We start from the raw sequence: 25,959 nt of genomic DNA, 5'->3' as shown, positions 1-25,959 counted from the left end.
AATCGCTGTGAGGGAAGGAACAAAAGCGGCGCAAGGCCGGGGCCTTGCGCGCATTGTTAACGTAGCATCGGGGGGATGGTCGGCATATTTATACAATGAACTTCCCACTTAGGACACTAGTGCAAGTACCTGGCCAGCGACGCCATGGCCGACAACTCCAGATTCACGAAGCGAAAGCCGACCTTGTATTCGCCATTGGAAAGGATACAGTACTGGACGGCGGCGCGCACCGCGATCGACTTCACCTGGCCTTCCTGAAACAGGTCAAAGCGCACCAGGCCGATCGCGCCCTGCTTGAGTGACTTGCCCACCATCAGGCACAGGCCGTCGCCGCCCACGTCGGCCGTGCGCGCCATGATGGTGTCTTCGCCTTCCATTGCCAGCAAGGCCTTGACCTTGAGGATTTTACGCTTCGATGATCGTGATTCGTTAGGCACAGTTGATCCAATGTTTTGCATGTTTTCCACCCATCGATTAGTCCAGTTCCCGTAATTTATTGAATGCTTCGTCGATCCGTTCTACCGCCACAATGGTCATTCCCTCTATCTTTTGCTTAGGCGCATTTGCCTTTGGAATCATCGCAATCGAAAACCCCAGCTTGGCCGCCTCGCGCAAACGCTCCTGTCCGCGCGGCGCGGGCCTAATTTCGCCGGCCAGCCCCACTTCGCCAAACACCACCAGGCCGCGCGGCAAGGGTTTGTTACGCATCGAAGAATTTATTGCGAGCAATACTGCTAGATCGGCAGCCGGCTCGGTAATCTTTACCCCTCCCACCGCATTGATAAACACATCCTGGTCGAAAGCGGAAATTCCAGCGTGCCGGTGCAGCACCGCCAGCAGCATGGCCAGCCGGTTTTGTTCCAGTCCCACCGACAGGCGGCGCGCGTTGGGCAGGTGGCTGGTGTCGACCAGCGCCTGGATTTCCACCAGCAGCGGACGGGTGCCTTCCTGCGTCACCATCACGCACGAGCCCGGTACCTGGTTGTCGTGCTGCGACAGGAACAGCGCCGACGGGTTCGAGACGCCCTTCAAGCCTTTTTCGGTCATTGCGAACACGCCCAGCTCGTTGACGGCGCCAAAACGGTTTTTAATGGCGCGCACCAGCCGAAAGCTCGACTGCGTGTCGCCTTCAAAATACAGCACCGTGTCAACGATGTGTTCAAGCACGCGCGGGCCGGCCAGCGCGCCTTCCTTGGTCACGTGGCCGACCAGGATGATGGTAATGCCGGTCTGCTTGGCCACGCGCGTCAGTTGCGCCGCGCATTCGCGCACCTGGGCCACCGAGCCGGGGGCGGACGTCAGCGCGTCCGAATACACGGTCTGGATCGAATCGATGACGGCCACTTCGGGCTTCAGGTCGGCCAGCGTGCCCAGGATTTTTTCGAGCTGGATTTCGGCCTGCAGCTTGAGGTCGCGCCCGTCCACTTCCAGGCGTTTGGCGCGCATGGCGATCTGGGCGCCGGATTCTTCGCCGCTGACATACAAGGTGCTCTTGATATGCGAAATGCTGGCCAGTGCCTGCAGCAGCAGCGTCGACTTGCCGATCCCCGGGTCGCCGCCGATCAGCACCACCCCGCCCGGCACCAGGCCGCCGCCGAGCACGCGGTCGAATTCCTCGATGCCGGTGCCAAAACGGGGCACGTCGATCGCTTCGATGTCGGCCAGCGACAGCACGGGTGCGGTCTGCGCCAGGCTCTTGTGCTGCTGGTTCGACAAGCGGTTCAGGCTGGGGGCCTCGAGTACGGTCTCGACCAGCGTGTTCCACTCGCGACAGGCGGAACATTGCCCGGTCCACTTGTTGCTGATGGAGCCGCACGCACTGCAGGTGTAATGGGTCTTTTCCTTAGCCATGCTGTTCCAGGTTGCCTTCTTGCATGCGCACACGGGGGGCCACCGCGCACATCAATTCATACCCAATGGTGCCGGCCGCATTGGCCACGTCGTCGATCGGCAAGCCGGCGCCCCACAGCACCACGCGGCTGCCCACGCGCGCGCCGGCAATGGCGGACAAATCGACCGTCATCATGTCCATCGACACACGCCCGACCAGCGCGGTGGCCACGCCATCGACCAGCACCGGCGTGCCGTGCGGCGCGTGGCGCGGGTAGCCGTCGGCATAGCCGCAGGCCACCACGCCGATGCGCATGGCGCGCTCGGCCGTAAACCGGCTGCCATAGCCGACCGTGTCGCCGGCGACGATGTCCTGGATGCCGATGATCTCGCTGGCCAGCGTCATGCTCGGCAACAGGCCGAAATGGGCCGCGCTCTTGCCGCCCGGCGTGCCGCCGTACAGCATGATGCCCGGGCGCACCCAGTCATCCTTGAGTTCCTCGGTCAGGTCCGCGTGGTGCAGCACCCCGCCCGAGTTGGACAGGCTGCGCGGCCCGTCCAGATGGCCGGCGCCGGCGCGAAAACGCGCCACCTGTTCGCGCATGGTCAGGCGCGGGTGCTCAAGTTCGTCGGCGTTGGCGAAGTGCGTCATCAGGGTAATCTTGCGCACCGCGGGGATGGCGCGCAGGCGCGCGTGGGCGGCGGCGAACGCCCCCGGCGTGAAACCGAGGCGGTTCATGCCGGTGTTCATTTTCAGTTGTACATTAATGGGCGCTTGCAACGACGCCTGCTCCAGCATGGCGATCTGCTCGACTGTATGGACCGTGCTGTCAATACCGTGTTCAGCCAGCAGGGCCACGTCGGCCTGGTCGAACATTCCTTCGAGCAGCAAGATGGGCTTGGTCCAGCCCAGTTCGCGCAGGCGCACGGCGCCTTCGATTTCGATCAGTGCCAGGCCGTCGGCGGCGGCAAAGCCGCGCAAGGCGCGCTCGAGGCCGTGCCCATAGGCGTTTGCCTTGACCACGGCCCACAGACAGGCGCCGGGCGCGCAGGCACGCGCGCGTACTAGGTTATGCTGCATGGAATCGATGTGGATGGTTGCGGTCAACGGCCTTGGCATAGGGAAACAGTCAGCTTGTAAAAGACTTGTATTTTACCGGACCGCAGCGTTCGCACGTCCTTGAATTCTTTGGCTTCAAGCCCATTCATGGTATAAAGCAACCCACACTAGTTTTTAGAACTTTACGAATGAATCGTGGTTTCTACACCATCATGGCGGCGCAGTTTCTCTCGTCGCTGGCGGACAACGCCTTGCTGTTCGTGGCGATTGACGTCCTGATCTCGATGAAGGCGCCAGATTCGCTCAAACCGCTTCTGAAATTATCGTTCGTGCTGTTCTACGTCTTGCTGGCCGCCTTCGTCGGCGCCTTTGCCGATGCGCTGCCCAAGGGGCGCGTGATGTTCATTGCCAACCTGATCAAAATCGCCGGTTGCGCCCTGATATTTTTCCACGTCCATCCACTGCTCGCTTACGCGGTGGTCGGCTTTGGCGCGGCCGTGTATTCACCGGCCAAATACGGCATTCTGACCGAATTGCTGCCGCCCGAAAAACTGGTGGAAGCAAACGGCTGGATCGAAGGGCTGACCGTGATGTCCATTATTTTTGGCACTGTCATGGGCGGCGCGCTGGTCAGCAAGGCAGGTTCTGCAATGATGCTCAGCATCGACTTTCCGTTTTTCGACACCATGATTGACACCACCACCGAAGCGGCGCTGTCGGTCATCGTGTTCATTTACGTGCTGGCGGCAATTTTCAACCGCCGCATTCCGGACACGGGCGCCGTCTACGAACACCAGGAGCGCAACCCGGCCAAGCTGATCGCCGATTTCGCCAACTGCTCCGCCATTTTGTGGAAAGACAAACTGGGACAGATTTCGCTTGCCGTCACCACGCTGTTCTGGGGCGCGGGCGCAACGTTGCAGTTCATCGTGCTCAAGTGGGCCGAAAAATCGCTGCACATGAAACTCGACGAGGCCACCAGCCTGATCGGCGTTGTGGCGCTGGGCGTGGCGGTGGGCGCGGCCGCGTCGGCCAAGATGATTCCACTGAAAAAATCGCTGACCGTCATTCCACTGGGCATTGCGATGGGCGTGGTGGTGATGCTCATGGTGTTCGTGAAATCGGTATGGCTGGCCTATCCCCTGCTCATCTTGATTGGCGCCCTGTCCGGGTTTTTCGTGGTGCCGATGAATGCGCTGCTGCAGCACCGGGGGCACGTGCTAATGAGTGCGGGGCACTCGATTGCCGTGCAAAATTTCAACGAGAATCTGTCGATTCTGACCATGCTGGCCTTGTACGCCGTGATGATCACGATGAATCTGGATTTGAATGTGATTATAGTGCTGTTCGGCGCGTTTGTTGCCGGGACGCTGTTCATGATCATGCGCAAGCACGCTGCCAACCAAAAAGAGCATGATTCGCTCGCGCTCATTGGCGAGCACAAGCACTAGCCGATCGTTGCTGCATCATTCTTGCTAACGAGGCAGTCGCAAAACGGCCGACGGAGCAGCAGAGCTACATCGTCCTCGCGCACGCGGGAACCCATGGAACGGTTCATCTGAGCAACCGTTCCGTAGGTCACCGCGTGCGCGAGGACAATGTAGGGGTGTGCAACTGAGTTGGCAAACGCCATTGTTTCAAGTATTTTGCGAGATCAGCTTTTGGCGGAACGCGGCGCGCGCGCGCCAATCGTCGGGAACAATAAACCCGCGCGCCGTTTCCACCAGCAGGCCATCCCCTTCTTCCTGCCGCACGGCAGCGACCAGCACGGGCATCGGCGCCGTCTCAAAGCGCGCCGCCAGATGCGCGCGCAACTGCGCGCGACTCAATACATCGGCATGGCCACGGTATGGCGCCAGCCACTGCAACCGCGGCAGCACCACAAACGCATCATCGTCGAGCAAATCGACGTCCCCCACCGCGCACCAGAACCCGCGGCAATGCTGGGCCGAGATGCCGTCCATGCCCCCCCCCGCGCCGGCCGGATAAAACAGCCAGCCCTTGACCAGCGCGCGCGCGCGGACCACGGGCCGCGGCAGCACGGCCTGCGCCGCCGGATGGCTGCCCAGCGCCAGCTGCCTGTCAAAAATCTTGCGCATCTTTGCGCCAAGGCTGTCGGCCAGGTTAGGCCCGACAAAGGTGTCAAAGCGCGAGGCGGCCTCGCCTTCGAGCAGGTAGAACTTGGTCGCAAACTCGATATGCTCCACCGCGTCCGGCCCGGCATCGAGCAGGAAATCAAACTCGCCCACCGTGTCGTTACGCGCCGCGCGCACCTGTAACCCGTGGGCGACCAGCATGCCGTGCTCGCGAAAATAAAAGGCCATCAGCTTTTCGGCATACAGGCCAAGGCGGGTGTACACCCGCTCGCCCAGTTCGGCGTTCAGGCTTGACGGATCCTGGTCCACGCGCGCCAGCCAGGCGTCGGTGTCAAGCGGCAGGGCGCCCAGGCTGGCAACGCGTCCTTCCCAGTGCGGATCGCGCGGATCGAGCAGGTTCGGCGCGTCGAGCAGCCACGCCAGGGCGCGCACGTGCGGCTGCACCAAGTGAGCCCAGCGCCGCTGAAAATGCGCCTGGTAGGTGTCAGCCACGGCCGTCATGCGCGCGCGCCAGACACAGGTCGGCCCAGGCCAGCGCCTTGTCGGCTCCGCGCCGCAGCAATTCGCCCGGATGCAGCGTGGCCACCAGCTTGACGCCGTTGATCTCATGCACCTGCCCGCGCGAACCGGCCAGCGGCTCTTGCAGCGGTTTGCCCTGCAGCGCATTGGCCGCGATCTGGCCCAGCGTGAGCACCATGGCAGCGCCGGTCAAGGCCAGTTCACGCTCCAGGTACGGACGGCAGGCGTTCGCTTCTTCGAGCGTGGGCGCGCGCTCGCCTCCGTTGGCGCTGGCTGGCCGGCACTTGATGAGGTTGGTCGTATACACCTCGGTATCGCGCGCAAGGTCGACCGCGGCCAGCATGTTGACCAGCAGTTTGCCGGCGTCCCCGGCGAGCGGCGTGCGCTCCTTTTCGTCGGCGGCGGTAGTAGCGCCCGCAGCGACCAGCCACCTGGCCTGCTGCGCACCGCTGCCGTAGACCGGTTTGCGGCCCTTGCACAGGTCGCAGCGCTGGCAGCTGGCGATGGCCGCCTTGAGCTGGACCCAGTCCATGGCGGCGATCTCCTCGTCCGTGACCGCCGGCGCCGCAGGCTCGTCGCCCCATGCCGAATCAAGCACGGGCGTGGGAGCGCGCGCGGGCAAGTGCGCTTCGGAATACGGCACCGAAGGCGGCGGCGTACGGGCCGGCAGGTGGGCTTCGGAATACGCGACCGGCGCCGGCGCTGGCTCGGCTACCGGCTGGCGAACTGGCTCGACTATCGGCTCGCTTATCGGCTCGCTTATCGGCTCGCTTATCGGCGCCGCAACTGCGTCTGGTGCCCCGCGCAAGCTCCAGAGCGGCGTGATGCCCATCTCCTGGAGGAAGGCAGCGCTGCGGCTGTCGATACCGTTCATAGGGTGAACCTCATCACGATGGCGTCCTCGCGTTGCCCGTTGTGGGCCGGGTAGTAAGCCTTGCGGCGACCAATTTCAGTAAAACCGTATTGTTCATACACTTTCAGCGCGCGCAGGTTCGACGGGCGCACTTCAAGCAGGATCGACGCCATCGACAGCCCGCGCGCGCAGGCGCACACCTTGTCGAGCAGGTACAGACCCAGGCCTTCGCGCTGGCGCGCCTTGGCCACCGCCACGTTGAGCAGATGCGCTTCGTCGACGATGGGCATCAGCAGAAAATAGCCGACCAGGAGCCCGGCATCCTCGCGCAGCGTCCAGCTGTTGTAGCCGCTGGCGAGCGAGTCGATGAAGTTCCCGCGCGACCACGGGTGCGGGTAGACGCTGGTCTCAAGTGCAAACACCTCGTCGACGTCGCCCACCACCATCGGCGCGTAGACCAGCTGATCAGGGTCGCGCAGCATGCTCATGCGGCGGCCTTGGCGGCGTTAATCGCCAGCCGCTCGGCGCTGGTGTAGGCGATCTTGTTGCGCAAATAAAGCGGCTGGGCCTGGGCTGCCGGCACGGCCAAGCCGGCGGCCAAAGCGTCCAGCGCCAGCTCGGCCAACTGCCGCGCGTGCGGCATGATGTCGGTCAGCGCGGCGGCGGCGTACGCTCGCCCTTGAAAGGCATCCGGATAGGCGGCAAAGCCGTTGCCGCAAGCGGTCAAGGGGCCATCGGTGACAAGCGGTGCAACAGCGGCCGGGGCGCACAAGGCCGGACCGGCGACCAGCTGCGCGCCGCGGTACTGGGCCCAGTAGACTTCACCCATGCGCGCGTCGAGCACGGCCAGCACGTCGGCCGCGCCCGTTTGCTGGCGGCAGGCGAGCGCCATGGCGTCCAGCGTGACCAGCGGCAGTACCGGCAGGCCCGCGCCGTAGGCCAGGCCCTGGGCAATGCCGCACGCGGTGCGCACGCCCGTAAAAGAGCCGGGGCCGGCGCCAAAGGAGATGGCGTCGCACTGGGCCAGGCTGATGCCGGCTTCGGCCAGCAGTTCCTGGACCATCGGCAGAATCGCCTGGGAATGGGTGCGCACGCCCGACGATTCGCGCGACAGCACGGTGGCGCCGTACAGCAGAGCGCACGACGCGGTCTCGGACGAGGTTTCAATAGCGAGGATGATAGGCATCCCCGTATTTTAACCCGACCGCGCGGCGATCGAGCAGTGCAATGCCGGGCAAGGTAGAATGCGGCTCATGCACAGCCACACACTTGACGAGCGCAACCGCGGCACCACTTCCCAGGCCCTGGCCGGGGGCGAGTGGCTTGTCGCCTGCCTGTGCGCGGCCTGGTGCGGGACCTGCGGGTCGTACCGGGCCGCGTTCGAGGCGCTGGCCGCGCGCCACCCGGACAAGCATTTCGTGTGGATCGATATCGAAGACCAGGCCGATGTGGTCGGGGACCTGGATGTGGATAATTTTCCGACCTTGCTGATCCAGCGGCATGACGTGGTGGCGTTTTTCGGGACCGTGCTGCCCGATCCCGTGCTGGCCGAGCGGATATTGCTGTCGCAGGTGGCGCAGTCGGATGCGGAATTGGCACGCCAGGCGCAGGGCAGCGAGGAGCGGCGCACATGGCAGCGCGAGTGCAACTTGCGCACGCTGCTGGGAAACGCACCCTGAGCACGGCCGTAGGTCGGAAAAGGGGGCCGCCCAGGCTCGCGCTTTTCCGGTATCTACGGTTTCCAGTTCGTCAGCAGCACTGCAGGCAATAGCGGCCGGCTGTAGAAATACCCCTGCGCCAGGTTGCAACCATGGCGCAGCAGGAACGCCGCCTGCTCCTCGGTCTCCACACCCTCTGCGATCACCGACAAATTCAAGCTCTTACCAAGCTGGATAATCGCGATCGCAATCGCTTCGTCGTTCACATCCGTCGAAATATCCTTGATGAAGCTGCGGTCAATCTTGAGCGTTTGCACCGGCAGCTGCTTGAGATAGGCCAGCGACGAATAGCCGGTCCCAAAATCGTCAATCGCCAGCCCCACCCCAATCGAGTGCAGGTCGTTGATGAACACCAGCGCGTCGCCGGTATTCATGATCACCGACTCCGTCACTTCAAGCTGCAGGCGCTGCGGCTCGAGCCCCGTCTCTTTGAGTATCTCGCTCACCATGTTGACAATGCTGCCGCGCTCGAACTGCTTGACCGACAAGTTGACCGCGATCTTCGGCACGTACAGCCCCGCCTCCTGCCAGCGCACCATCTGCCGGCATGATTCGTACAGCACCCACTTGCCCAGCTGGTTGATGAAGCCCGTGTCTTCGGCCAGCGGAATGAAGCGCACCGGCGGCACGGTGCCGAGCTCCGGATTATCCCAGCGTACCAGCGCTTCCACCCCGATCAGGCGGCCGGTATCGATTTCAATCTGCGGCTGGTAGTTGAGGTAGATTTCGTTCTTGTCGATCGAGCGGCGCAGCATCGCTTCCAGGCGCAAGCGCTCGACGCCCTCGCCCGTCATCGACGGCGCGTAAAACTGGTAGCCGTTGCGCCCGCGCGCCTTGGCCTGGTACATGGCGACGTCGGCGTTCCGGATCAGCATATTCAGGTCGGCGGCGTCGTTCGGATACAAACTGATGCCCACGCTGCCGGTGACGAACAACTCGTAGTCCGACACCATGAACGGCTCCTCGAACATGGCCATCAGCTTTTCGGCCACGTGGCCGGCGCCGAACTGGCCGTCGACGTTCTCGAGCAGGACGATGAATTCGTCGCCGCCCAGGCGCGCCAGCGTGTCGCCGTCGCGCAGGCGGCCCGCCAGGGCGGCCGCCACCTGTTTCAGCAGCTCGTCGCCCACGTGGTGGCCGAGCGTGTCGTTGACGTTCTTGAAACGGTCCAGGTCAATGAACAGGACGGCCAGCTGGCGATGGTCGCGCCCGGCGCGCTGCAGCGCGTGCTGCAGGCGGTCGTGGAACAGCAGGCGGTTGGGCAGCGCCGTCAGCGGGTCGTGGTGCGCCATGTGATCGAGCTTGTCCTGCGACTCCTTGACCTTGGTGATGTCGCTAAATACGCCCACATAGTGGGTGGTCGCGCCGCTGTTGTCGCGCACCGCCGAAATGGTCAGCCACTCCAGGTACAGCACGCCGTTCTTGCGCCGGTTCCAGATCTCGCCGCGCCAGAAGCCCGTTACGGCCAGTTCATTCCACAGCACCGTATAAAAGGCGCTGTCGTGGCGCGAGGAGCGCGTGAGCGTCGAGTCCTGCCCCAGCGCTTCCATCTCGGTGTAGCCGGTGATCTGGGTGAACGCGGGGTTGATAGCGATGATGCGGCCATCGAGCCCAATGACCATCACGCCGTCGGCGATGTGTTCGAGCACCGTGGCCGACAGGCGCAGTTTTTCTTCCGCCTGGCGGCGCTCGGTGACGTCGGCGTAGACCCAGATGCTGCCGTCGGACGGATGCAGCGGGTCGAGCGCGCGTCCGCTCAACAGGCACCAGAACAGCGTGCCGTCGCTGCGCCGGTACTGGCGCTCTTCGCTGAAGTTGCGGTCCAGCGCCAGCGCGGCGTACTGCACCCTGCCGGCCGTTTCATACGCTTCCTGGTTGGCGAACACCATGGCCGTCGACTGGCCCACCATCTCGCTGTTGGTGTAGCCGAACAGCTCTTCGCAGCGGCGGTTGACCGAGACCACGCGCCGTCCGCGCACGAACATCACGCCGAACATGACGTTGTCGAGGATGGCCGACTGCTCGGCCAGCAAGCCTTCGATGCGCATCTCGTTGTGTTTGCGCTCGCTGATGTCGGAGATGATGCCGTCGATCCAGTCCGCGCCGCCGGCCGGGTCTTTCTGCGGCTGGCCGTGTTCGGCCACCCAGCGCTCGGTGCCGGAAGCGTCGGTGATGCGGTATTCGATGGTGTAAGGGCGGCCATCGGCGAGCGCCCCCTTCACCGTGCGCGCGTGCATGCGGCGGTCTTCCGGGCAGACGATGTCGGACCATTTGTCCGACGAGGTGCGCATCAGCAGCGCGGCCGGGTAGCCGGAGATGTCTTCGATGGCGTCGCTGACAAAGTCGATCGGCCCGCCCGGACGCACGCGAAACACGGCGCCCGGGACCTGGGTAACGATGGTGCGAAAGCGTTCCTCGCGCCGGCCGATGTCTTCGAACAGGCGCTTGATGGCGACCCGCATTTCTTCCATCTGGCCGGCCAGGCGTCCGAGCTCGTCGCTGCCGCTCAAGTCTAGCCGCGTTTCAAAGTCGCCGTGCGAGAGACGATCCGAAAAATTCATCAGTTTGCGCAGCGGGACCAGCAGCCGACGGTTCAGGAACAGCACGATGAGCAGCAGCGAAATGGTCAGCTGGAAAGCGAGCACAAAGGCATAGTTGCTCTGCTTGTTGTGCAGGTCTTGCTGGCTGCGGGCGTCATCCATCTCGACGACGATGCGGCCGATGCGCTCGCCGCGCACAAGAATGTCGCGCTCGGCGCGAAACACATTGCCGATCGGGCGATTGGGCGAATGCACGTTCATGAACTGGGTATCGGACTGGCCGATCACCTGGATCTGCAGCACCGACGGGTCGCGCATGACCGACTCGACCAGCGACTGGGCTGAATCGGCGTTCATGTTCCAGAGCGACTCCTGCATGCCGAGCGCGAGGATGTCGGCATTGCGCTGAAGCGATTCGTTGAGCGCCGTCTTGGCCGACTTTTGCTCCTGCACGCCGATCAGCACATAGCTGCCGACGATGGCAGGAATGACCAGCCCGCCAAAGACGACCAGCAGCAGCGCGCCATAAATTGACAGGCCGTACAGCGCACCGAGCCGGGCGCGAAGACGTTGGTAGACGGTATCAGGCATTCAAGAAGGGGATCAACGTTTTTTTCATGGATAAGCGCGGCAAGTTATTCCAAATGGATTATGCACGGAAAGTGACGCCGAAGCCATGAAGCAAGCGCCATCCAAACGGAAACAGCCCATGCCGAGCGGGATGGGCTGCAACTTGTTATGATCGCAGCACTTTTCAAAGGGGAATTCCATGACTTTTTCCATGTACGAGGCATCCGTGCCGGTTTTCAAGCAGATCCTGACCAGCCTGTCCGCCATCCTGGACAAGGCAGAAGCGCACGCAACCGAAAAAAAGATCGAGCCGAACGCCTTGCTGCAAGCGCGTTTGTACCCGGACATGTTCCCGCTGGCGCGCCAGGTGCAGGTGGCGTGCGATTTTGCCAAGGGCGCATCGGCCCGGCTGGCCGGCGTGGATGTGCCGCGCTACGATGATACCGAGCAGTCGTTTGCAGATTTGAAGGAACGCATTGCCACGGTGATCGCGTTTATCGACGGTTTGCCGCAAGATGGGATCGAGGCCAGCGCGCAGCGCGATATCAGCACCAGCAGCGGGGCCAATGCCAAGCAGTTCAAGGGGCAAGTGTATTTGATGCATTATGCGCTGCCGCATTTTTACTTCCATGCGACGACCGCGTATGCGATTTTGCGGCATAACGGGGTGGAAGTGGGCAAGAAGGATTTTATTGGCAGTTTCTAACTGCACCTCTCTGTAGAGGTGTAGCGACATCGTTCTCGCCAATGCAGCGGTCCGATGGTCCCATGGAGTATTGAACCCACATCGTCCTCGCCCACGAGGCTGTCGCAAAATGGTCGGATATCGCGTAGGTCGGAAAAGGGCAAGGCCCGCATTCCGACATGCGCCGCCGAGACGCATGGCGGAATGCGGGCCTCGCCCTTTTCCGCCCTACATTGACGGGGCTCGCGACCAGCGCCAATGCGCGCAAACGTTTTGCCGCAGCCTCGTGCGCGAGGACGATGTGCGTTTCTGCGTAAATGTGCTTACTGTTATTACTGTTAAGTATTCCGGCGCGGATAACCCTGGCTCAGGATTCTCTGCCACACCAGTTCCTTCTCCTGCGCACTCATCGACACCCAATGGGCCACCTCGATCACGGTGCGCCCGCAGCCGCGGCACACATCATCAAAGGTCGTTGAGCACACCGCCACGCACGGCGTATCGGCCCTTTCGGGCACGCTCACGGGCGCCTCATTTGGCAGGGCCGACATCGAGCTTGTCCCAGCCGTCATGGCCCAGTTTTTGCAACGTCTCGATATTCTTGTCGAAAATATCTTCGGCCTCGGGAAACGCCTCGACCGCGCGGCTGATGCTCTCCTCGCGCAGCAAGTGCAGAATCGGGTACGGCGAGCGGTTGCTGTAGTTGCCGATATCGTTCACATCACTGTCGGCGAACTGATAGTCAGGGTGGAAACTGGCCACCTGCAACTCGCCATCCACCTGCATGTCTTCCACGGCAGCATCCGCCACGTCCAGAAATTCGTTGTAGTCGAGAAAATCGTTCAGTACAAAAGGATGAATCAGCAGGGTCGTGTCAGTCACTTCCGGGGCCGTGTCCGAGAGCCGTTGCAGTTCGTCCATCAACGTTTCCAGCAAGGCTTCAGGGGTCGTCGCGTTCGAGACGACATAGCGCACTTGCTGCTTGACGTGGACCGCTTTGGCAAAGGGGCAAAGGTTCAGGCCGATCACGGCTTTTTCAAGCCAGTTGCGGGTGGCGGCGATGATCTGGTCATCGTCGGCGTGGGGATTGGGGGTGTTCATGGGATGCTTTCGTCAAGTCTGGCAGGTTGCGCCGTCCCTAAATTGTAACCATTCTTTGCGGGTACTCATAGTTTAGCAACGGTGCGGGAGTACTTTAAAGACGGACGCGGCGTTGAATTGGTATTGCCGGATAGAATCTTACCTATTCATCAACAGCTGCAAAAAGCGCCCTTTCCAACGGGGGGATAATGCAGATACTCCCCCTCAGTATCGTGTTTCACGCATGCGAAAATGACACGTATGTTTGCCATTTTTATCGCATACTCCCGCCAATTGGTCTGTGCCGCGGCAGCCGGACCGGGCCAAATAGTTGCCATAAAATTTACCGTCGTTACAATCAATTGGCTTGACTCGACAAGCGAACGCTACGTACACTCCGAACTTATCTGTCGTCAGTCCAAAGTTCCAGGACGCAACTATGGAAGTGCCATGACCGAAATGACTCGCACCAAAGCAGCGCTCGCAGTATTGGCTTTCACGTTCGCACCGGCTCTTTGCCATGCGGACAGTACCCCGGCTACCGCCCTTGCCGCGCCTGCAGCTGTCGCGCCCGCCAATGCCACGCCATTCGCCGCCGCCAAGCCACTGCAGTTGCCGCAGTTTTCGTCCCTCAAGGTGGATGAATTCAAGGAAACCGACGTCTGGGGCCGCATCCGCACCGGTTACGCCATCCCGGATATCAGCAATGCGCTGGTCGACAAGCACGTCAACTATTACAGCTCGCGCCCGGAATACCTGGCCCGCATCTCGACCCGCGCCAACCGCTACATGTTCCACGTTGTCCAGGAACTGGAAAAGCGCAACATGCCGACCGAGCTGGCCTTGCTGCCGATTATCGAGTCCGCGTTCAATCCGCAAGCCTATTCCAGCGCCGACGCTGCCGGCATGTGGCAATTTGTGCCGGGCACGGGTCGCGACTACAACCTCAAGCAGAACATGTTCAAGGACGAGCGGCGCGGTGTCGTTGCCTCGACCGACGCCGCCCTGACTTACCTGCAAAAGCTGTACACCATGTTCGGCGACTGGCCATTGGCCCTGGCCGCCTACAACTGGGGTGAAGGCAACGTGCAAAAAGCCATCAAGCGCAACCAGGCGATGGGCAAACCGACCGACTACGAAAGCCTGTCCGAGCTGATGCCCGCTGAAACGCGCAACTACGTGCCCAAGCTGCAAGCGGTCAAGAACATCATCGCCAACCCGGCCCAGTTCAACGTGTCGCTGCCGGCGATCGACAACACGCCGTATTTCACCGCCGTCGACAAGACCGGCGACATCGATCTGACCCTGGCGGCGCAATTGGCCGAACTGTCGGTCGACGAATTCAAGGCGCTCAATCCGCAGTTCAACCGCCCCGTCATCACCGGTGGCGAGCAAACCAAGATTTTGCTGCCGCAGCATAATGCGGAGAAATTCCGCCTGAACCTGGCATCGTGGGGCCGCGCCCTGTCGACCTGGACCACGCACAAGATTTCCGGCGCGCGCGAAACAATCGCCTCGCTCGCGTCGCGCTTTGGCACCACGCCGGAAGTGATTCGCCAGGCCAACAATATTCCCGGGAAATCGGGCGTCAGCCTGGGCTCGACCATCCTGGTGCCCAAGACGTCGGCCTCGGTCAATGTCGATATTGCCGAGCACGTGGCCGACAGCGCCGTCATGTCGCTGCAGGCCGAGCGCACGGCCCGCCCTGCCCGCGCGCAAAAGATGAGCAACGCCGAACGCATCAAGGCCAAGATGGCTTCGCTGTCGGGCCGCGTCTCGAAAGGCGCGCTCAAGACCGCGGCGGACAGCCCGCGCCGCAAGTCGCGCAACGGTTGATTGTGCCAAAAGTAAAGGCCGGCCGCGCTCACCCGCCGCCGGCTTTTTCCGTTTTTGGTGGCCACACGCAACGCATTACCCTATACAACTACAGTGAAAGTACTGTATAGTCTTGTTTGTGCGCTGCAGTATGTTTTGTTGCAGCCGACTTAAGCAGTAAAAAACTAGCAGCTTCGCAAGCCTGGGCATATCCACCGGATTGCCCGTATAAAGCCCTCCCGCCTTTGGTGTCGCACCTGACACCGTCCCGGCGCAAAGCTTTTGTGCCGAAATTTCTTTCATCCTGAGTCATTTCGTTGTTGTGGTTGGCGTTGCTATTTTGCGTCCGGAGCATCTGCTCGGGCGCTGATTTCTATCGAAAGAAAAGAACACATGAGTTTTGAAGCACTAGGCCTCCACGCGTCTATCGTAAAAGCAGTGACCGATGCCGGTTACACCAAGCCGACCCCAGTTCAGGAGCAAGCCATTCCTGCTGCGATCGAAGGACGCGACTTGCTCGTGTCGTCGCAGACCGGTTCCGGCAAGACGGCAGCATTCATGCTGCCAGCACTCCACAAATTCGCTGTCGCCGAGCAATCAGCAGCCGCCAAGACCGCAGCCCAGGAAGCGCAATCTGCGCGCGCCCGCGGCGAGCGTCCACGTTTCAAGGCAGCCCAGCCTAAAATGCTGGTACTGACCCCAACGCGCGAACTGGCACTGCAAGTGACCAGCGCCACCGAAAAATACGGCACCCAGATCCGCCGCATCAAGGCTGTATCGATCCTGGGCGGCATGCCTTATCCTAAGCAGATGCAATTGCTGGCCCGTAACCCGGAAATCCTGGTCGCGACCCCTGGCCGTCTGATCGACCATATGGAATCGGGCAAGATCGATTTCTCGGAACTGGAAATCCTGGTCCTGGACGAAGCTGACCGCATGCTGGACATGGGTTTCATCGACGATATCGAAAAGATCATCGCCGCCACCCCGTCGAACCGCCAGACGATGCTGTTTTCGGCAACCCTGGACGGCATGGTCGGCAACATGGCGCGCCGCATCACGACCAACCCGCAGATCATCCAGATCGCCGGTTCCGCTTCCAAGCACGAGAACATCTCGCAGCGCGTTCACTTCGTCGACGATTTGTCGCACAAGAATCGCCTGCTCGACCATTTGCTGCGCGACGAAACGCTGGACCAGGCCGTGGTCTTCACCGCCACCAAGCGTGACGCCGACACCATCGCCGACCGCCTGAACATCGCCGGTTTCTCGGCCGCAGCACTGCATGGCGACATGCACCAAGGCGCGCGTAACCGCACGCTCGACGGTCTGCGCCGCGGCCAGGTCAAGGTACTCGTTGCCACCGACGTTGCCGCGCGCGGTATCGACGTGCCGAACATCACCCACGTGTTCAACTACGACCTGCCAAAGTTCCCCGAGGACTATGTGCACCGTATCGGCCGCACCGGCCGTGCCGGTCGCAATGGCCTGGCGATCTCGCTGGTGAACCATGCCGAAGGCATGAACGTCAAGCGTATCGAGCGCTTCACCAAGCAGCTCATTCCGGTCAACGTCATCGAAGGCTTCGAGCCGAAGAAGACGGCGTCCGCGCCACGTTCGGCAGCGCGTCCTGGTTCGTGGAAGCCGGGCGACAACCGCGCGGCCGCGGCCAAGCCGGGCCAGCGTACCTTCAGCAAGCCTAGCGCTCCGCGCAAGGAAGGCGCAACGGCCGGCGGCGGCTACAAGGGTTCGAACCCGCGCTCGACCGACGGCGCCCGTCGTTCGTACGGCGATCGTTAATCGATGCCATGAGCTCTCGCGCAAGCGGGAGTCTCCATCAAGACGGCTGCTTCGGCGGCCGTTTTTTTTCGCCTTGTGAAAAGATTGCCGGTGCTACGCAAGTGATAATGTGTATTCAAGGAAATTTAATCGGGGAGAGCGGTGCGTCTCGAACGTTTTTGTGCCGCCATGTGCCTGGCCGCAGCCCGCGGCGAGAACGCAGAGCGCATGAAGCCGCGAACAGGTAAGACGGCCGCCACCGCAGTTGCGGGAAAATGGCGCTGCTGGCACTGGCGTGTGCGCTTGCGGGCGCCGCGCAAGTGGGCAGCGCTGTTGCCGGCGAGATGTACAAGTGCCGCTCCGCTCAGGGAAAGCTCGCCTATTCGCGCCAGCCTTGCCCTGGTAACGACAAGGTTATCCGACAGTTCACCGTGCCCGCACCTGCCATCGACGAAGGCGACCGCGCTGTTGTCAGCGCGGCGCAGCGCACGCGCAATAATACCCAACAATTATTCATTCTGGAGCTGACCCGGCACCGTCGCGAACAGGAAGACGAGCGGCGCGCCGCGAACCAGCGCAACGAGGCACGCAACGCAAAGTGGCAGCGCGAAATCGATGGTGCGAATGCCAAGGCGCTTGCGCAGCGACGCGCCAACGGGTATGTGACTTGCATGGCGCCCCATGGGTGCTGAGCGCTGGCGGTCCACTACCCTTGCCGCCTAATTTGTGATAATGTTGCAAATTATTTATCTATTTAGCGAGCCAGCACATGTCCACACCATTTAAACCCGCCCTGTGCCTGACGCTCTGCGTTGCGCTTGCCCTGTCCGCTTGCAAGCCGAAACCGGGCGAGCCCACCGCGGAGCAAAAAGCGGCGGCGGCGGCAGCAGCAGCGGGGACGCCCGCTCCTGCTGCAGCTCCTGCTGCCGCGCCCGCGGCAGTGCCGGCGGCCGTGCCCGCACAGGCCAGCTCGGCGGCAATAGCCGACCTGGACAAGGTCGCCGTGATCGCAAAGCCGCTGCCACCGTTCCCGTATATCGACTATCCGCCCGCCGTGGACGAAAGCGCGCGCGAAACCAAGGAATCGGATTTCGACCAGGTTGGCGTTGTCGTCGGCGACAAGGTGCTGATGGTCGAAGGACGCATGAAACTCAGCGGCTTTTTGCTGCGCGACGCAAAAATCTCGGAGTTTCAGGCAAGGCGCGACTATACAAAAGCAGCGCTTGATATGGGCGGCGTAAAAGTCAACACGCTGGCGCCGAAGGAAGACGCTTTTTATGCAGCCAATGGCATGGGCGGCGAGCGGACCGAGGCCATCGACCAGAAGCGCTATGAGCTGGATAAAAAAACGCACTACCAGGCGCCGCTGTCCTACGACGTGTATTTCCTGCCTACGGCGGCGGGTCGCAGGTGGCTGGTGTTGATGTTTGGCGATGACCGCGTGCGCATGCTGGCGCTCGAAGAAAAGACGACCGCCTCCTCGGTCAAGCTGGTGGCCGCCGCCGCCATCAAGTCTGCGCTGGACAGCAAGGGTCACATCGCGCTGTACATTAATTTTGACACCGACAAGGCCGTGCTGCGCGCCGAGGGCAAGCCGGCCGTGAATGAAATCGCGACGCTGATGAAAAAGGAAAGCACGCTCAAGCTGACCGTGGAAGGACATACCGACAATGTCGGCGAGGCCAAGCACAACGTGGCGTTGTCGCGCGCGCGGGCGCAAGCGGTGGTCGATACGCTGGTCAAGGATGGTATTGACGGCGTGCGGCTGACCGCTGCAGGGCTCGGTGCGGACAAGCCGATTGCCGATAATGGCAGCGATGAGGGGCGGGCAAAAAACCGCCGTGTCGAGTTGGTGAAGGTTGTGAAGGGATAAGCGACAGCTAACGTCGGCAGCTAACGTCGGCAGCTAACCCAGGCAGTTGGCGTACCGACCTGCGGTACAAGCTGTGAGAGACGGGCGCAGGCTCCTCGCGGCCTTGCTGAACAAGGTCCGCGATGTCGCTTCAACGTCAGTCCTGATGCCGCTTTTGCACGCCCGGCGCTTTCAATAGGCACAAGTCCGAAAGCCGGCAAAGATATCGTCGCGCTCGGGCAGGTAAAAATTGCGGTACCTGGCCGACGCCATCCTGGCCTGCGTGGCGAACGACGCGCCGCGCAGCACCTGGTGCGTGGTGAACCACGGCGCTGAATATTCGCGGTAACGGTCCGCCACAAAGCCCGGATACGGCTCAAAGGGCGAGGCCGTCCACTCCCACAACTGCCCCCACCGAAAGCCGGCCTGCCCCGACAGCGCCGCATACTCCCATTCCGCTTCGGTCGGCAAGCGGCGCCCGATCCAGGCGCAATAGGCCTGCGCTTCGTACAGATTCACATGACGCACCGGTTCGGCGGGCGCAAGGGTCGACAAACGTCCCATGCGCATGCTGCGCCAGTTGGCGCCGTCGCGCTGCCAGTAGCGCGGCGACGAGCGCTCCTGCTGCATCAGCCAGGCGCTGCCGGCCACGCTCCAGAACTGGCGGTTCTGGTAGCCGCCGTCGGCCATGAACTCGGCAAACTGCGCATTGGTCACCACCCCCGAATCGACCTCGAACGGGGCCACGTAGCACTGGTGCGCGGCCCGCTCGTTGTCGAACGTAAAACCGCCCTCTTGGGCGCCGAGCATGATGGTCCCGCCGGGATAGCGAATCGCCGCGCCCGGCGTGTGCGACGGCTCGTCGCGCGAGAGCGCCAGCGGCACTTGCACCCCCAGCGTTTGCAAGGTGATCAGCAGCGCTTCGCCGTGCATGTCTTCGTGCGCCAGCGCCAGCCGGTACGGATACAGCGCGGCGTCGGTGCCCGGCTCGCGCGCCAGTTTGTCGAGCACGCGGTCGTGCACTTCGTGGCAGTAGGTTTTCAGCGCGCCGGCACTTGGCAGGTCGAGCGTCCAGCGCGAGCGGTGCGGCACCAGGTTCGAATCGAACCAGTCGTCGCCGCGCGTGAGCAGGCAATGGTGCTGGGCATCGGCCGGGTGGCTCGAGCGCGCCTCGCGCAAAATGAACCATTCGGCGAACCAGGCGGTGTGGCCCAGTTCCCACAAGGGCGGATTGATGGTGGCGATGTGGGGCACGCGCGCCAGCGCCTCAAAGCCGGCCTCGGCGCAGCAATCGAACAGGCTCAGCGTATAATTTCTCGCCCCTTGCAACGCGTCGGCCAGCTGCTGCCCCTTGGCATGCCGGAACGACGGCGATGTTGGTGATGTTATAGAGTTCATCATTCAATTGTAGCGACTTTTCCGAGGATGCCGGTGTCAACCAAGCACGTGCTGATCGTCAGCCCCGCCCTGGCGCGGGAAAATAACGGCAATTGGCAAACCGCCAGGCGCTGGTGCCACTTCCTGCGCAGCCGCTACCAGGTAACGATCGCGTCCGACTGGAACGGCGACGCCAGCGCGCCCGACCTGCTGATCGCGCTGCACGCGCGCCGTTCGGCCGCCGCCGTGGCCGCTTTTGCCCGGGCGTATCCGGCCCGCCCCTGCGTGCTGGTGCTCACCGGGACCGACCTGTATCGCGACATTGACACGGCGAGCGAGGCCCAGGCCTCGCTCGCGAGCGCGGGCGCCCTGGTGCTGCTGCAAAGCGACGGCATGGCGCAGCTTGCGCCCGCTTTGCGTGCCAAGACGCACGTGATTTACCAGTCGGCGCCAGCGCTGCGTCCGGTGGCGCATGGCGCGCAGCGGCGCTATTACGATGTCTGCATGATCGGCCATTTGCGCGCCGAAAAAGACCCGCTAACCTTCATGCGCGCCAGCACGCTCGTCACCAGCGCCAAGGCACGCCTGCTGCACATCGGCGGCGCGCTTGAGACCGCCCTGGGCCAGGCCGCCAACGCCACCGTCGCCAGCAATGCGCGCTACCGGTGGCTGGGCAACCTGGCGCACAGCGTCACCCGCCGGCGCCTTGCCCGCAGCCACGCGATGGCAATCTGTTCGCTGATGGAAGGCGGCGCCAACGTCATCATTGAAGCGGTGACCAGCGGCGTACCGGTGCTGGCCAGCGACATCAGCGGCAACCGCGGCATGCTGGGCGACGACTATGCCGCTTATTTTCCGGTCGGCGACGCGGCCGCCCTCGCCCGCCTGATCGATCGCAGCATCGACGACCCGGCGTTCCATGCCTTGCTAAAGGCGCAATGCGCGGCGCGTGCCGCCTTGTTCGCTCCGGGAAAGGAACGCAACAGCTTGTTGCAATTGGTAGATAATATGTTCCGAGGATAATTTTTTGCCTGAGGAAAAATAAGCCATGAATACGGCACGGATTCCCGCCGCGGCAAGTACCTGGCAGCGCCTGGTCAGGCTCGTGTTGACCGACGACTTCCGCCAGCGCCGCCGCATCGTCATGGTCTTGATGACGGCGGTGCTGTATATGGTGTGTCTCGCGCTGCTCACTTACGGGGTAGTGTTTGGCATTTTCGCCGGCCAGGGTGTGATCGTGCTCGGCATCCTGTGCGCATTGACGGCGACTGTTTTTTACGCGCTCGTGCGCAGCGGCCTGAACCTGCGGTTTTCCGAACCTTCGCTGGCCTTTCCCCAAGCCATGGTCGCGCAAACGCTGGTAGCCACCGCCTACGCGGTCAGCGGCCCGGCGCATGCCGCCAACCTGATCTTCCTGGCCATGGTGATGTTTTTCGGCATGTTCGACATGCGCCTGCGCAACGTGCGCATCCTGATGTTTTACACAATTGGTTTGATTGGCGCGGTGATGGCGTGGAAATCCCATGTCGACCCGCTGGTCTACCCATGGGTGCTGGAGCTGATCTACTTTGCGACGGCCACCACCGCCCTGCCCGCGATCTCGTCGCTGGCGGTGCAACTGACCAAGATGCGCAACCGCCTGCGCAGCCAGAAACAGGAGCTCGAAGCGGCCCTGGCCCACATTCGGCAAGTGGCCACCCACGACGAATTGACCAAGCTGGCCAACCGGCGCCACATGATTGCGCTGCTGGGCGAGCACATCACCCGCCACGCGCGCGGCGGACCCGGTTTTTCGGTCGCGCTGGCCGACATCGATCACTTCAAGAACGTCAACGATACCTACGGGCACCGGGTGGGCGACGAAGCGCTGGTCGCCTTTGCCGCCCAGGCGCGCGCCCACTTGCGCAATACCGACATCATCGCGCGCTGGGGCGGCGAGGAATTTTTGTTGCTGTTGCCCGAAGCGCCGCCCCCGGGCGACCCGAACGTGGGCATCGAACGGCTGCGCGCGGCGCTGGCCGTGGCCGAGGCCAGCGCACAGGCGCCGCACTTGCGCATCGCGTTTTCGACCGGCATCACGCGCTATATCGACGGCGAACAGATCGACGACATGATTGAACGCGCTGACCGCGCCCTGTATGCCGCCAAGGCCGGCGGTCGCAACCGGACCGCACTTCTGTAAGCACAGCATCAGGCGCGCCTGCCGGGGACGGCACCAAGATGCGTGAATCTGCCGGCCGACGCCGTTTCGGTCATAATCTCACGCATTGATATCACTTCAGAGATGAACACACCATGAGCAATACGCCCGAACAAGCCATCAAACTGACCTCGTTCTCGCACGGAGGCGGCTGCGGCTGCAAGATCGCGCCCGGCGTGCTGGCCGAGATCCTGAAAAATTCGACCGGCTTTCCCGTTCCCAAGGAATTGATGGTCGGCATCGAAACGGCTGATGACGCCGCCGTCTACAAGCTCAACGACGAGCAGGCGCTGATCGCCACCACCGATTTTTTCATGCCGATCGTCGACGACCCGTATGATTTCGGCCGCATCGCCGCCACCAACGCCATTTCCGACGTGTACGCCATGGGCGGCACCCCGATCATGGCACTGGCCCTGGTGGGCATGCCGATCAACAAGCTGCCGCTGGAAACGATCGGCCTGATCATCCGTGGCGGCGAAGCCATCTGCGCCGAAGCGGGCATCCCGATCGCGGGCGGACACACCATCGATTCGGTCGAGCCGATCTACGGGCTGGTGGTGCTCGGCCTGGTGCACCCGTCCAAGGTCAAGCGCAATGCCGACGCCCGCGCCGGCGACGTGCTGGTGCTGGGCAAGCCGCTCGGCGTGGGCGTGCTCTCGGCCGCCCTCAAGAAAGATGCGCTGGGCGCCGACGGCTACGCGGCGATGATCGAGAACACCACCAAGCTGAACAAGCCGGGCAAGGCACTTTCCGAAATGGCCGGCGTGCATGCGCTGACCGACGTCACCGGTTTCGGCCTGCTGGGGCACTTGCTGGAACTGGCGCGCGGCGCCAAGCTGACGGCGCAACTGCAGATGGCGCGCATTCCCTTGCTGCCCGGCGTCGAGCAACTGGCCCATGACGGCTTTTTTACCGGCGCCTCGGGTCGCAACTGGGATGCGTACGGCAAGGACGTCACGCTAGCTCCGGCCATCACGCCGGCCCAGCAAGCCTTGCTGACCGACCCGCAAACTTCGGGCGGGCTGCTGGTGTCGTGCGACCCGGGCAGCGTGGACGAGGTGCTCGCACTGTTCACGCGCGAAGGCTTTGCCAGCGCCGCCGTGATTGGCAGCATGCAGGAGGGCGCCGCGCGCATCGACGTCCAGGTCTGATCTGGCGCCAGGCCATCTCGCCCGTTGGCTTTTTGCCGTGCTCGGCTCCGGGTGGAACCAGCTACGCGCGCCCCCACGCCCGGCTTGCCCGGGCGCTGGCCGGGTAAGCCGGCTCAGCGCCGGTCGCGCCGCCTTTGGCCGCGCAGCATGTCGAGCCTGCCCTGCGCCTCGGCCAGACCGTGGGCCACGTACAGCACCGCGCCGGCGCCGCCAATTGCTGCAACCGCCATCAAGATGATTTCCATGATTACATTCCTTTTCAGTGAGCAATATCAACCTTCATCCCACTTTGCCACCAGGTTCCTTCACTCGGCTTGATCAATCGCAAGCGTTCATATCAAGCGTGCGCGGCGCGGGGGGGTATGATCAAGATCTCACTTTGAAGGAGAACACGATGCCTTACATCGATGGATTTGTCCTTGCAGTCCCCAAGAACAAGCTAGACGAGTACCGCAAAGTTGCCACCCGCTGCGGCGAAATCTGGCGCGAACACGGCGCCTTGGCCTTTCGCGAAAACGTCGCCGACGACGTCAAGCCGGGCAAGCTGACCTCTTTCCCCCAGGCGGTCGACCTGCAAGAGGGCGAAACCGTCATCTTTTCCTGGATCGTCTACGCCTCGCGCGCCGCGCGCGACGAGATCAACGACAAAGTCATGAAAGACCCGCGCATGACCGAGCTGTTCAAACCTGAAAACATGCCCTTCGACGGCAAGCGCATGATCTACGGCGGCTTTGAATCGCTGATCGACATGTAGGTTTGTATAGATGAGTTTGTGCAACTAAGCGTTGACAAACAAAGCGGGCCTCACGTAAAGTAAGTCTATGACTTTCCCCCTGCACCTGTCGTCTTTCCTACTGCAAGCTGGCGCGCTATCGCCAGCTTCGCTACTAGCTGCACGCGCTTAAACAGCGCCGTGCACCGCCGGCTCCCAGCCGTCGATCAGTCGATTAGTACTTTTACCCCCGGAAAAGACCCATGTTCGCACCCATCACCACCCTGCTGCTACTGCTAAAGCTACCGATCGGTTGCCTGGCCTAGCGTTTCGTGGCCGCCCGGCAGCCTCTCGCCACACCGCGTCCCCTTTTTCGCCAGTCCCAACCGGAGCACCCAGACATGATCAGCAATCCAGCAGCCAAATATCGCGCCTTTCCCGCCATCGACTTGCCCGACCGCCAGTGGCCGACCCGGACCATCACGGCCCCGCCAATCTGGATGAGCACCGACCTGCGCGACGGCAACCAAGCCTTGATCGAACCGATGAGCACCGAAAAAAAGCTGCGTTTTTTCGACATGCTCGTCAACATCGGCTTCAAGGAAATCGAAGTGGGTTTTCCGTCAGCCTCGCAGACCGATTTCGATTTCGTGCGCACCCTGGTCGAAGAAAACCGCATCCCCGACGACGTGACGATCATCGTGCTGACCCAGGCGCGCGATGAACTGATCCGTCGCACGGTGGACTCGGCCGTGGGCGCCAAGCGCGCCATCGTTCACCTGTACAATTCTGTGGCCCCCGTATTTAGGCGCGTGGTGTTCAACATGACGCGCGAAGAAATTGTGGCCATTGCCGTCAACGGCACCACGCTGGTCAAGCAACTGGTGGCCAATCACCCGCAGACCGAGTGGGGCTTTGAATACAGCCCGGAATCGTTTTCCACCACCGAACTGGATTTTTCGCTGCAAATTTGCGACGCCGTCAGCGCCGCGTGGCAGCCTACACCGGCGCGCAAAATGATCTTCAATTTGCCGTCGACAGTGGAATGCAGCACCCCCAACATCTACGCCGACCAGATCGAATGGATGTCGCGCAAGCTGGCGCGGCGCGACGCCATCGTATTGTCGGTGCACCCGCATAACGACCGCGGCACCGCCGTCGCGTCGGCCGAACTGGCCGTGCTGGCCGGCGCCGATCGCGTCGAAGGCTGCCTGTTCGGCAATGGCGAGCGCACCGGCAACGTTTGTCTCGTGACGCTGGCCATGAACCTGTACACGCAAGGCGTGCACCCGGGCCTGGACTTTTCCGACATCGATAGCGTGCGCCAGCTGGTCGAGCAGTGCAACGAGTTGCCCGTGCACCCGCGCCATCCGTACGCGGGCGACCTGGTGTTTACAGCCTTTTCGGGCTCGCACCAGGATGCGATCAAGAAGGGCTTCGCACAGCAACAGAGCGACGCGCTGTGGGAAGTGCCGTACCTGCCGATCGACCCGGCCGACCTTGGCCGCGGCTACGACGCCGTCATTCGCGTCAACTCGCAGTCCGGCAAGGGCGGCATGGCTTACCTGCTTGAAAAAGATTACGGCCTGGCATTGCCGCGCCGCTTGCAGATTGAACTCTCGCGCGCCGTGCAAAAAGTGGCGGACGCCAGCGGACGCGAAATTTCCGCCGCCGGCATCCATGACATATTTTCCAGCGAATACCTCGAGCAGCAAAGTCCGTACGCGTATGCGGGCCACAAGATGGTGGAAGACACCAGCAGCGCCCAGCCGGTCCAGATCGACATTACGCTCTCGCACGCCAATGTGGTGCAGCAGCTGCAAGGCGGCGGCAACGGCCCGATCGACGCCTTTGTGGATGCGCTGGGACTCGATATCAAGCTGATGGATTACCATGAGCACTCGATCGGCTCGGGCGCCGACGCGCGCGCCGCGTGCTACGTGGAGTTGCGCCTGGCCGATGGCCCGACCGTGTTCGGCGCGGGCATCGACAGCAATATCGTGACCGCCTCGTTCAAGGCGGTGCTCAGTGCCGTGAACCGGGAACTGGTGCGCAGCGCAGTGAGCGCATAGCGGCATAGAGCTTGTCGCAAAGGTCAGTGCGAGAATACTTCGCACTG

At 62.4% G+C, this 25,959-nt stretch carries 24 protein-coding genes; 12 read left to right on the top strand and 12 right to left on the bottom strand.

The window, feature by feature from the left end:
* Positions 1 to 116: 116 nt before the first annotated feature.
* Genes ACP7D4_RS17760 through alr form a run of 3 tightly spaced genes read right to left on the bottom strand, consistent with a single transcriptional unit; the run spans position 117 to position 2,950 of the window.
* On the bottom strand, positions 117 to 437 hold the full coding sequence (locus ACP7D4_RS17760) for a PilZ domain-containing protein (RefSeq protein WP_426210428.1): 321 nt from the start codon (positions 435 to 437) through the stop codon (positions 117 to 119).
* A gap of 37 nt (positions 438 to 474) precedes the next feature.
* The gene (radA, locus tag ACP7D4_RS17755) at positions 475 to 1,851 is read right to left on the bottom strand and encodes a DNA repair protein RadA (RefSeq protein WP_426106466.1); all 1,377 of its coding nucleotides are present in this window, start codon (positions 1,849 to 1,851) and stop codon (positions 475 to 477) included.
* The gene (alr, locus tag ACP7D4_RS17750) at positions 1,844 to 2,950 is read right to left on the bottom strand and encodes an alanine racemase (protein WP_426210426.1); all 1,107 of its coding nucleotides are present in this window, start codon (positions 2,948 to 2,950) and stop codon (positions 1,844 to 1,846) included. Before alr ends, radA begins: the two co-directional genes overlap by 8 nt.
* 128 nt (positions 2,951 to 3,078) lie before the next feature.
* Here alr and lplT point away from each other — a divergent pair, with 128 nt between their 5' ends.
* Positions 3,079 to 4,341, top strand: coding sequence for a lysophospholipid transporter LplT (gene lplT / locus ACP7D4_RS17745; RefSeq protein WP_426106470.1), 1,263 nt, complete (start codon positions 3,079 to 3,081; stop codon positions 4,339 to 4,341).
* Positions 4,342 to 4,527: 186 nt separating this feature from the next.
* Here the strand turns inward: lplT and ACP7D4_RS17740 are convergent, their stop codons facing one another.
* From ACP7D4_RS17740 to tsaB, 4 genes are read right to left on the bottom strand one after another with little or no spacing between them, the layout of a single operon-like run.
* A complete protein-coding gene (locus ACP7D4_RS17740) occupies positions 4,528 to 5,487 on the bottom strand; it encodes a DUF1853 family protein (protein ID WP_426210424.1) in 960 nt (319 codons plus the stop codon).
* Positions 5,471 to 6,379, bottom strand: a complete 909-nt coding sequence (locus ACP7D4_RS17735; RefSeq protein ID WP_426210422.1) for a uracil-DNA glycosylase family protein — start codon at positions 6,377 to 6,379, stop codon at positions 5,471 to 5,473. The genes ACP7D4_RS17740 and ACP7D4_RS17735 overlap by 17 nt, the downstream gene beginning before the upstream one ends.
* Positions 6,376 to 6,846: a ribosomal protein S18-alanine N-acetyltransferase gene (gene rimI, locus ACP7D4_RS17730; protein WP_426210420.1), complete on the bottom strand. Its 471-nt coding sequence runs from the start codon at positions 6,844 to 6,846 to the stop codon at positions 6,376 to 6,378. The genes ACP7D4_RS17735 and rimI overlap by 4 nt, the downstream gene beginning before the upstream one ends.
* Positions 6,843 to 7,544, bottom strand: coding sequence for a tRNA (adenosine(37)-N6)-threonylcarbamoyltransferase complex dimerization subunit type 1 TsaB (gene tsaB, locus ACP7D4_RS17725; RefSeq protein WP_426210418.1), 702 nt, complete (start codon positions 7,542 to 7,544; stop codon positions 6,843 to 6,845). Before tsaB ends, rimI begins: the two co-directional genes overlap by 4 nt.
* 67 nt (positions 7,545 to 7,611) lie before the next feature.
* Between tsaB and ACP7D4_RS17720 the strand changes: the two genes are divergently transcribed.
* Positions 7,612 to 8,037, top strand: a complete 426-nt coding sequence (locus tag ACP7D4_RS17720; protein ID WP_426106475.1) for a thioredoxin family protein — start codon at positions 7,612 to 7,614, stop codon at positions 8,035 to 8,037.
* A gap of 53 nt (positions 8,038 to 8,090) precedes the next feature.
* On the opposite strand, the gene ACP7D4_RS17715 is transcribed toward ACP7D4_RS17720, so the two are convergent.
* On the bottom strand, positions 8,091 to 11,207 hold the full coding sequence (locus tag ACP7D4_RS17715; RefSeq protein WP_426106477.1) for a bifunctional diguanylate cyclase/phosphodiesterase: 3,117 nt from the start codon (positions 11,205 to 11,207) through the stop codon (positions 8,091 to 8,093).
* Positions 11,208 to 11,385: 178 nt separating this feature from the next.
* Between ACP7D4_RS17715 and ACP7D4_RS17710 the strand changes: the two genes are divergently transcribed.
* Complete coding sequence (locus tag ACP7D4_RS17710) at positions 11,386 to 11,892, top strand: DUF1993 domain-containing protein (protein ID WP_426106478.1); 507 nt, start codon at positions 11,386 to 11,388, stop codon at positions 11,890 to 11,892.
* A gap of 317 nt (positions 11,893 to 12,209) precedes the next feature.
* On the opposite strand, the gene ACP7D4_RS17705 is transcribed toward ACP7D4_RS17710, so the two are convergent.
* A complete protein-coding gene (locus ACP7D4_RS17705) occupies positions 12,210 to 12,422 on the bottom strand; it encodes a DUF1289 domain-containing protein (protein ID WP_426106479.1) in 213 nt (70 codons plus the stop codon).
* On the bottom strand, positions 12,403 to 12,972 hold the full coding sequence (locus ACP7D4_RS17700) for a DUF1415 domain-containing protein (protein WP_426106480.1): 570 nt from the start codon (positions 12,970 to 12,972) through the stop codon (positions 12,403 to 12,405). The genes ACP7D4_RS17705 and ACP7D4_RS17700 overlap by 20 nt, the downstream gene beginning before the upstream one ends.
* 438 nt (positions 12,973 to 13,410) lie before the next feature.
* Between ACP7D4_RS17700 and ACP7D4_RS17695 the strand changes: the two genes are divergently transcribed.
* The 4 genes from ACP7D4_RS17695 to ACP7D4_RS17680 all read left to right on the top strand — a co-directional run bounded on the left by ACP7D4_RS17695 (position 13,411) and on the right by ACP7D4_RS17680 (position 18,418).
* The gene (locus ACP7D4_RS17695; RefSeq protein ID WP_426106522.1) at positions 13,411 to 14,787 is read left to right on the top strand and encodes a transglycosylase SLT domain-containing protein; all 1,377 of its coding nucleotides are present in this window, start codon (positions 13,411 to 13,413) and stop codon (positions 14,785 to 14,787) included.
* A 372-nt stretch (positions 14,788 to 15,159) separates the two neighbouring features.
* Positions 15,160 to 16,566: a DEAD/DEAH box helicase gene (locus tag ACP7D4_RS17690; protein ID WP_426106481.1), complete on the top strand. Its 1,407-nt coding sequence runs from the start codon at positions 15,160 to 15,162 to the stop codon at positions 16,564 to 16,566.
* Positions 16,567 to 16,820: 254 nt separating this feature from the next.
* On the top strand, positions 16,821 to 17,237 hold the full coding sequence (locus ACP7D4_RS17685) for a hypothetical protein (RefSeq protein ID WP_426210417.1): 417 nt from the start codon (positions 16,821 to 16,823) through the stop codon (positions 17,235 to 17,237).
* Between the two features lie 77 nt (positions 17,238 to 17,314).
* Positions 17,315 to 18,418 (top strand): OmpA family protein, encoded by a 1,104-nt coding sequence (locus tag ACP7D4_RS17680; RefSeq protein WP_426106483.1) that lies wholly within the window; start codon positions 17,315 to 17,317, stop codon positions 18,416 to 18,418.
* A gap of 171 nt (positions 18,419 to 18,589) precedes the next feature.
* On the opposite strand, the gene senA is transcribed toward ACP7D4_RS17680, so the two are convergent.
* Positions 18,590 to 19,795, bottom strand: coding sequence for a selenoneine synthase SenA (gene senA / locus ACP7D4_RS17675; protein ID WP_426210415.1), 1,206 nt, complete (start codon positions 19,793 to 19,795; stop codon positions 18,590 to 18,592).
* 27 nt (positions 19,796 to 19,822) lie between these two features.
* On the opposite strand from senA, the gene senB reads away from it, so the two are divergent.
* The 3 genes from senB (at position 19,823) to selD (ending at position 23,128) form a co-directional block, all read left to right on the top strand.
* A complete protein-coding gene (senB, locus tag ACP7D4_RS17670; protein ID WP_426210413.1) occupies positions 19,823 to 20,797 on the top strand; it encodes a selenoneine biosynthesis selenosugar synthase SenB in 975 nt (324 codons plus the stop codon).
* A 25-nt stretch (positions 20,798 to 20,822) separates the two neighbouring features.
* Positions 20,823 to 21,956, top strand: coding sequence for a GGDEF domain-containing protein (locus ACP7D4_RS17665; RefSeq protein ID WP_426210411.1), 1,134 nt, complete (start codon positions 20,823 to 20,825; stop codon positions 21,954 to 21,956).
* 113 nt (positions 21,957 to 22,069) lie between these two features.
* On the top strand, positions 22,070 to 23,128 hold the full coding sequence (gene selD / locus ACP7D4_RS17660; protein ID WP_426210409.1) for a selenide, water dikinase SelD: 1,059 nt from the start codon (positions 22,070 to 22,072) through the stop codon (positions 23,126 to 23,128).
* A 113-nt stretch (positions 23,129 to 23,241) separates the two neighbouring features.
* Here the strand turns inward: selD and ACP7D4_RS17655 are convergent, their stop codons facing one another.
* Complete coding sequence (locus tag ACP7D4_RS17655) at positions 23,242 to 23,373, bottom strand: hypothetical protein (protein WP_426210407.1); 132 nt, start codon at positions 23,371 to 23,373, stop codon at positions 23,242 to 23,244.
* A 149-nt stretch (positions 23,374 to 23,522) separates the two neighbouring features.
* On the opposite strand from ACP7D4_RS17655, the gene ACP7D4_RS17650 reads away from it, so the two are divergent.
* Both ACP7D4_RS17650 and leuA read left to right on the top strand, forming a co-directional pair.
* Complete coding sequence (locus tag ACP7D4_RS17650) at positions 23,523 to 23,882, top strand: DUF1428 domain-containing protein (protein WP_426210405.1); 360 nt, start codon at positions 23,523 to 23,525, stop codon at positions 23,880 to 23,882.
* A gap of 359 nt (positions 23,883 to 24,241) precedes the next feature.
* Positions 24,242 to 25,912 (top strand): 2-isopropylmalate synthase, encoded by a 1,671-nt coding sequence (leuA, locus tag ACP7D4_RS17645; RefSeq protein ID WP_426210403.1) that lies wholly within the window; start codon positions 24,242 to 24,244, stop codon positions 25,910 to 25,912.
* The last annotated feature ends 47 nt before the right edge of the window (positions 25,913 to 25,959 follow it).

This window comes from Massilia sp. TWP1-3-3 (genome assembly GCF_049897805.1).
Classification (GTDB): domain Bacteria; phylum Pseudomonadota; class Gammaproteobacteria; order Burkholderiales; family Burkholderiaceae_D; genus Telluria_A.
Note: the sequence above shows the minus strand (reverse complement) of the source record. Positions and strands in the feature narration are given on the sequence as shown.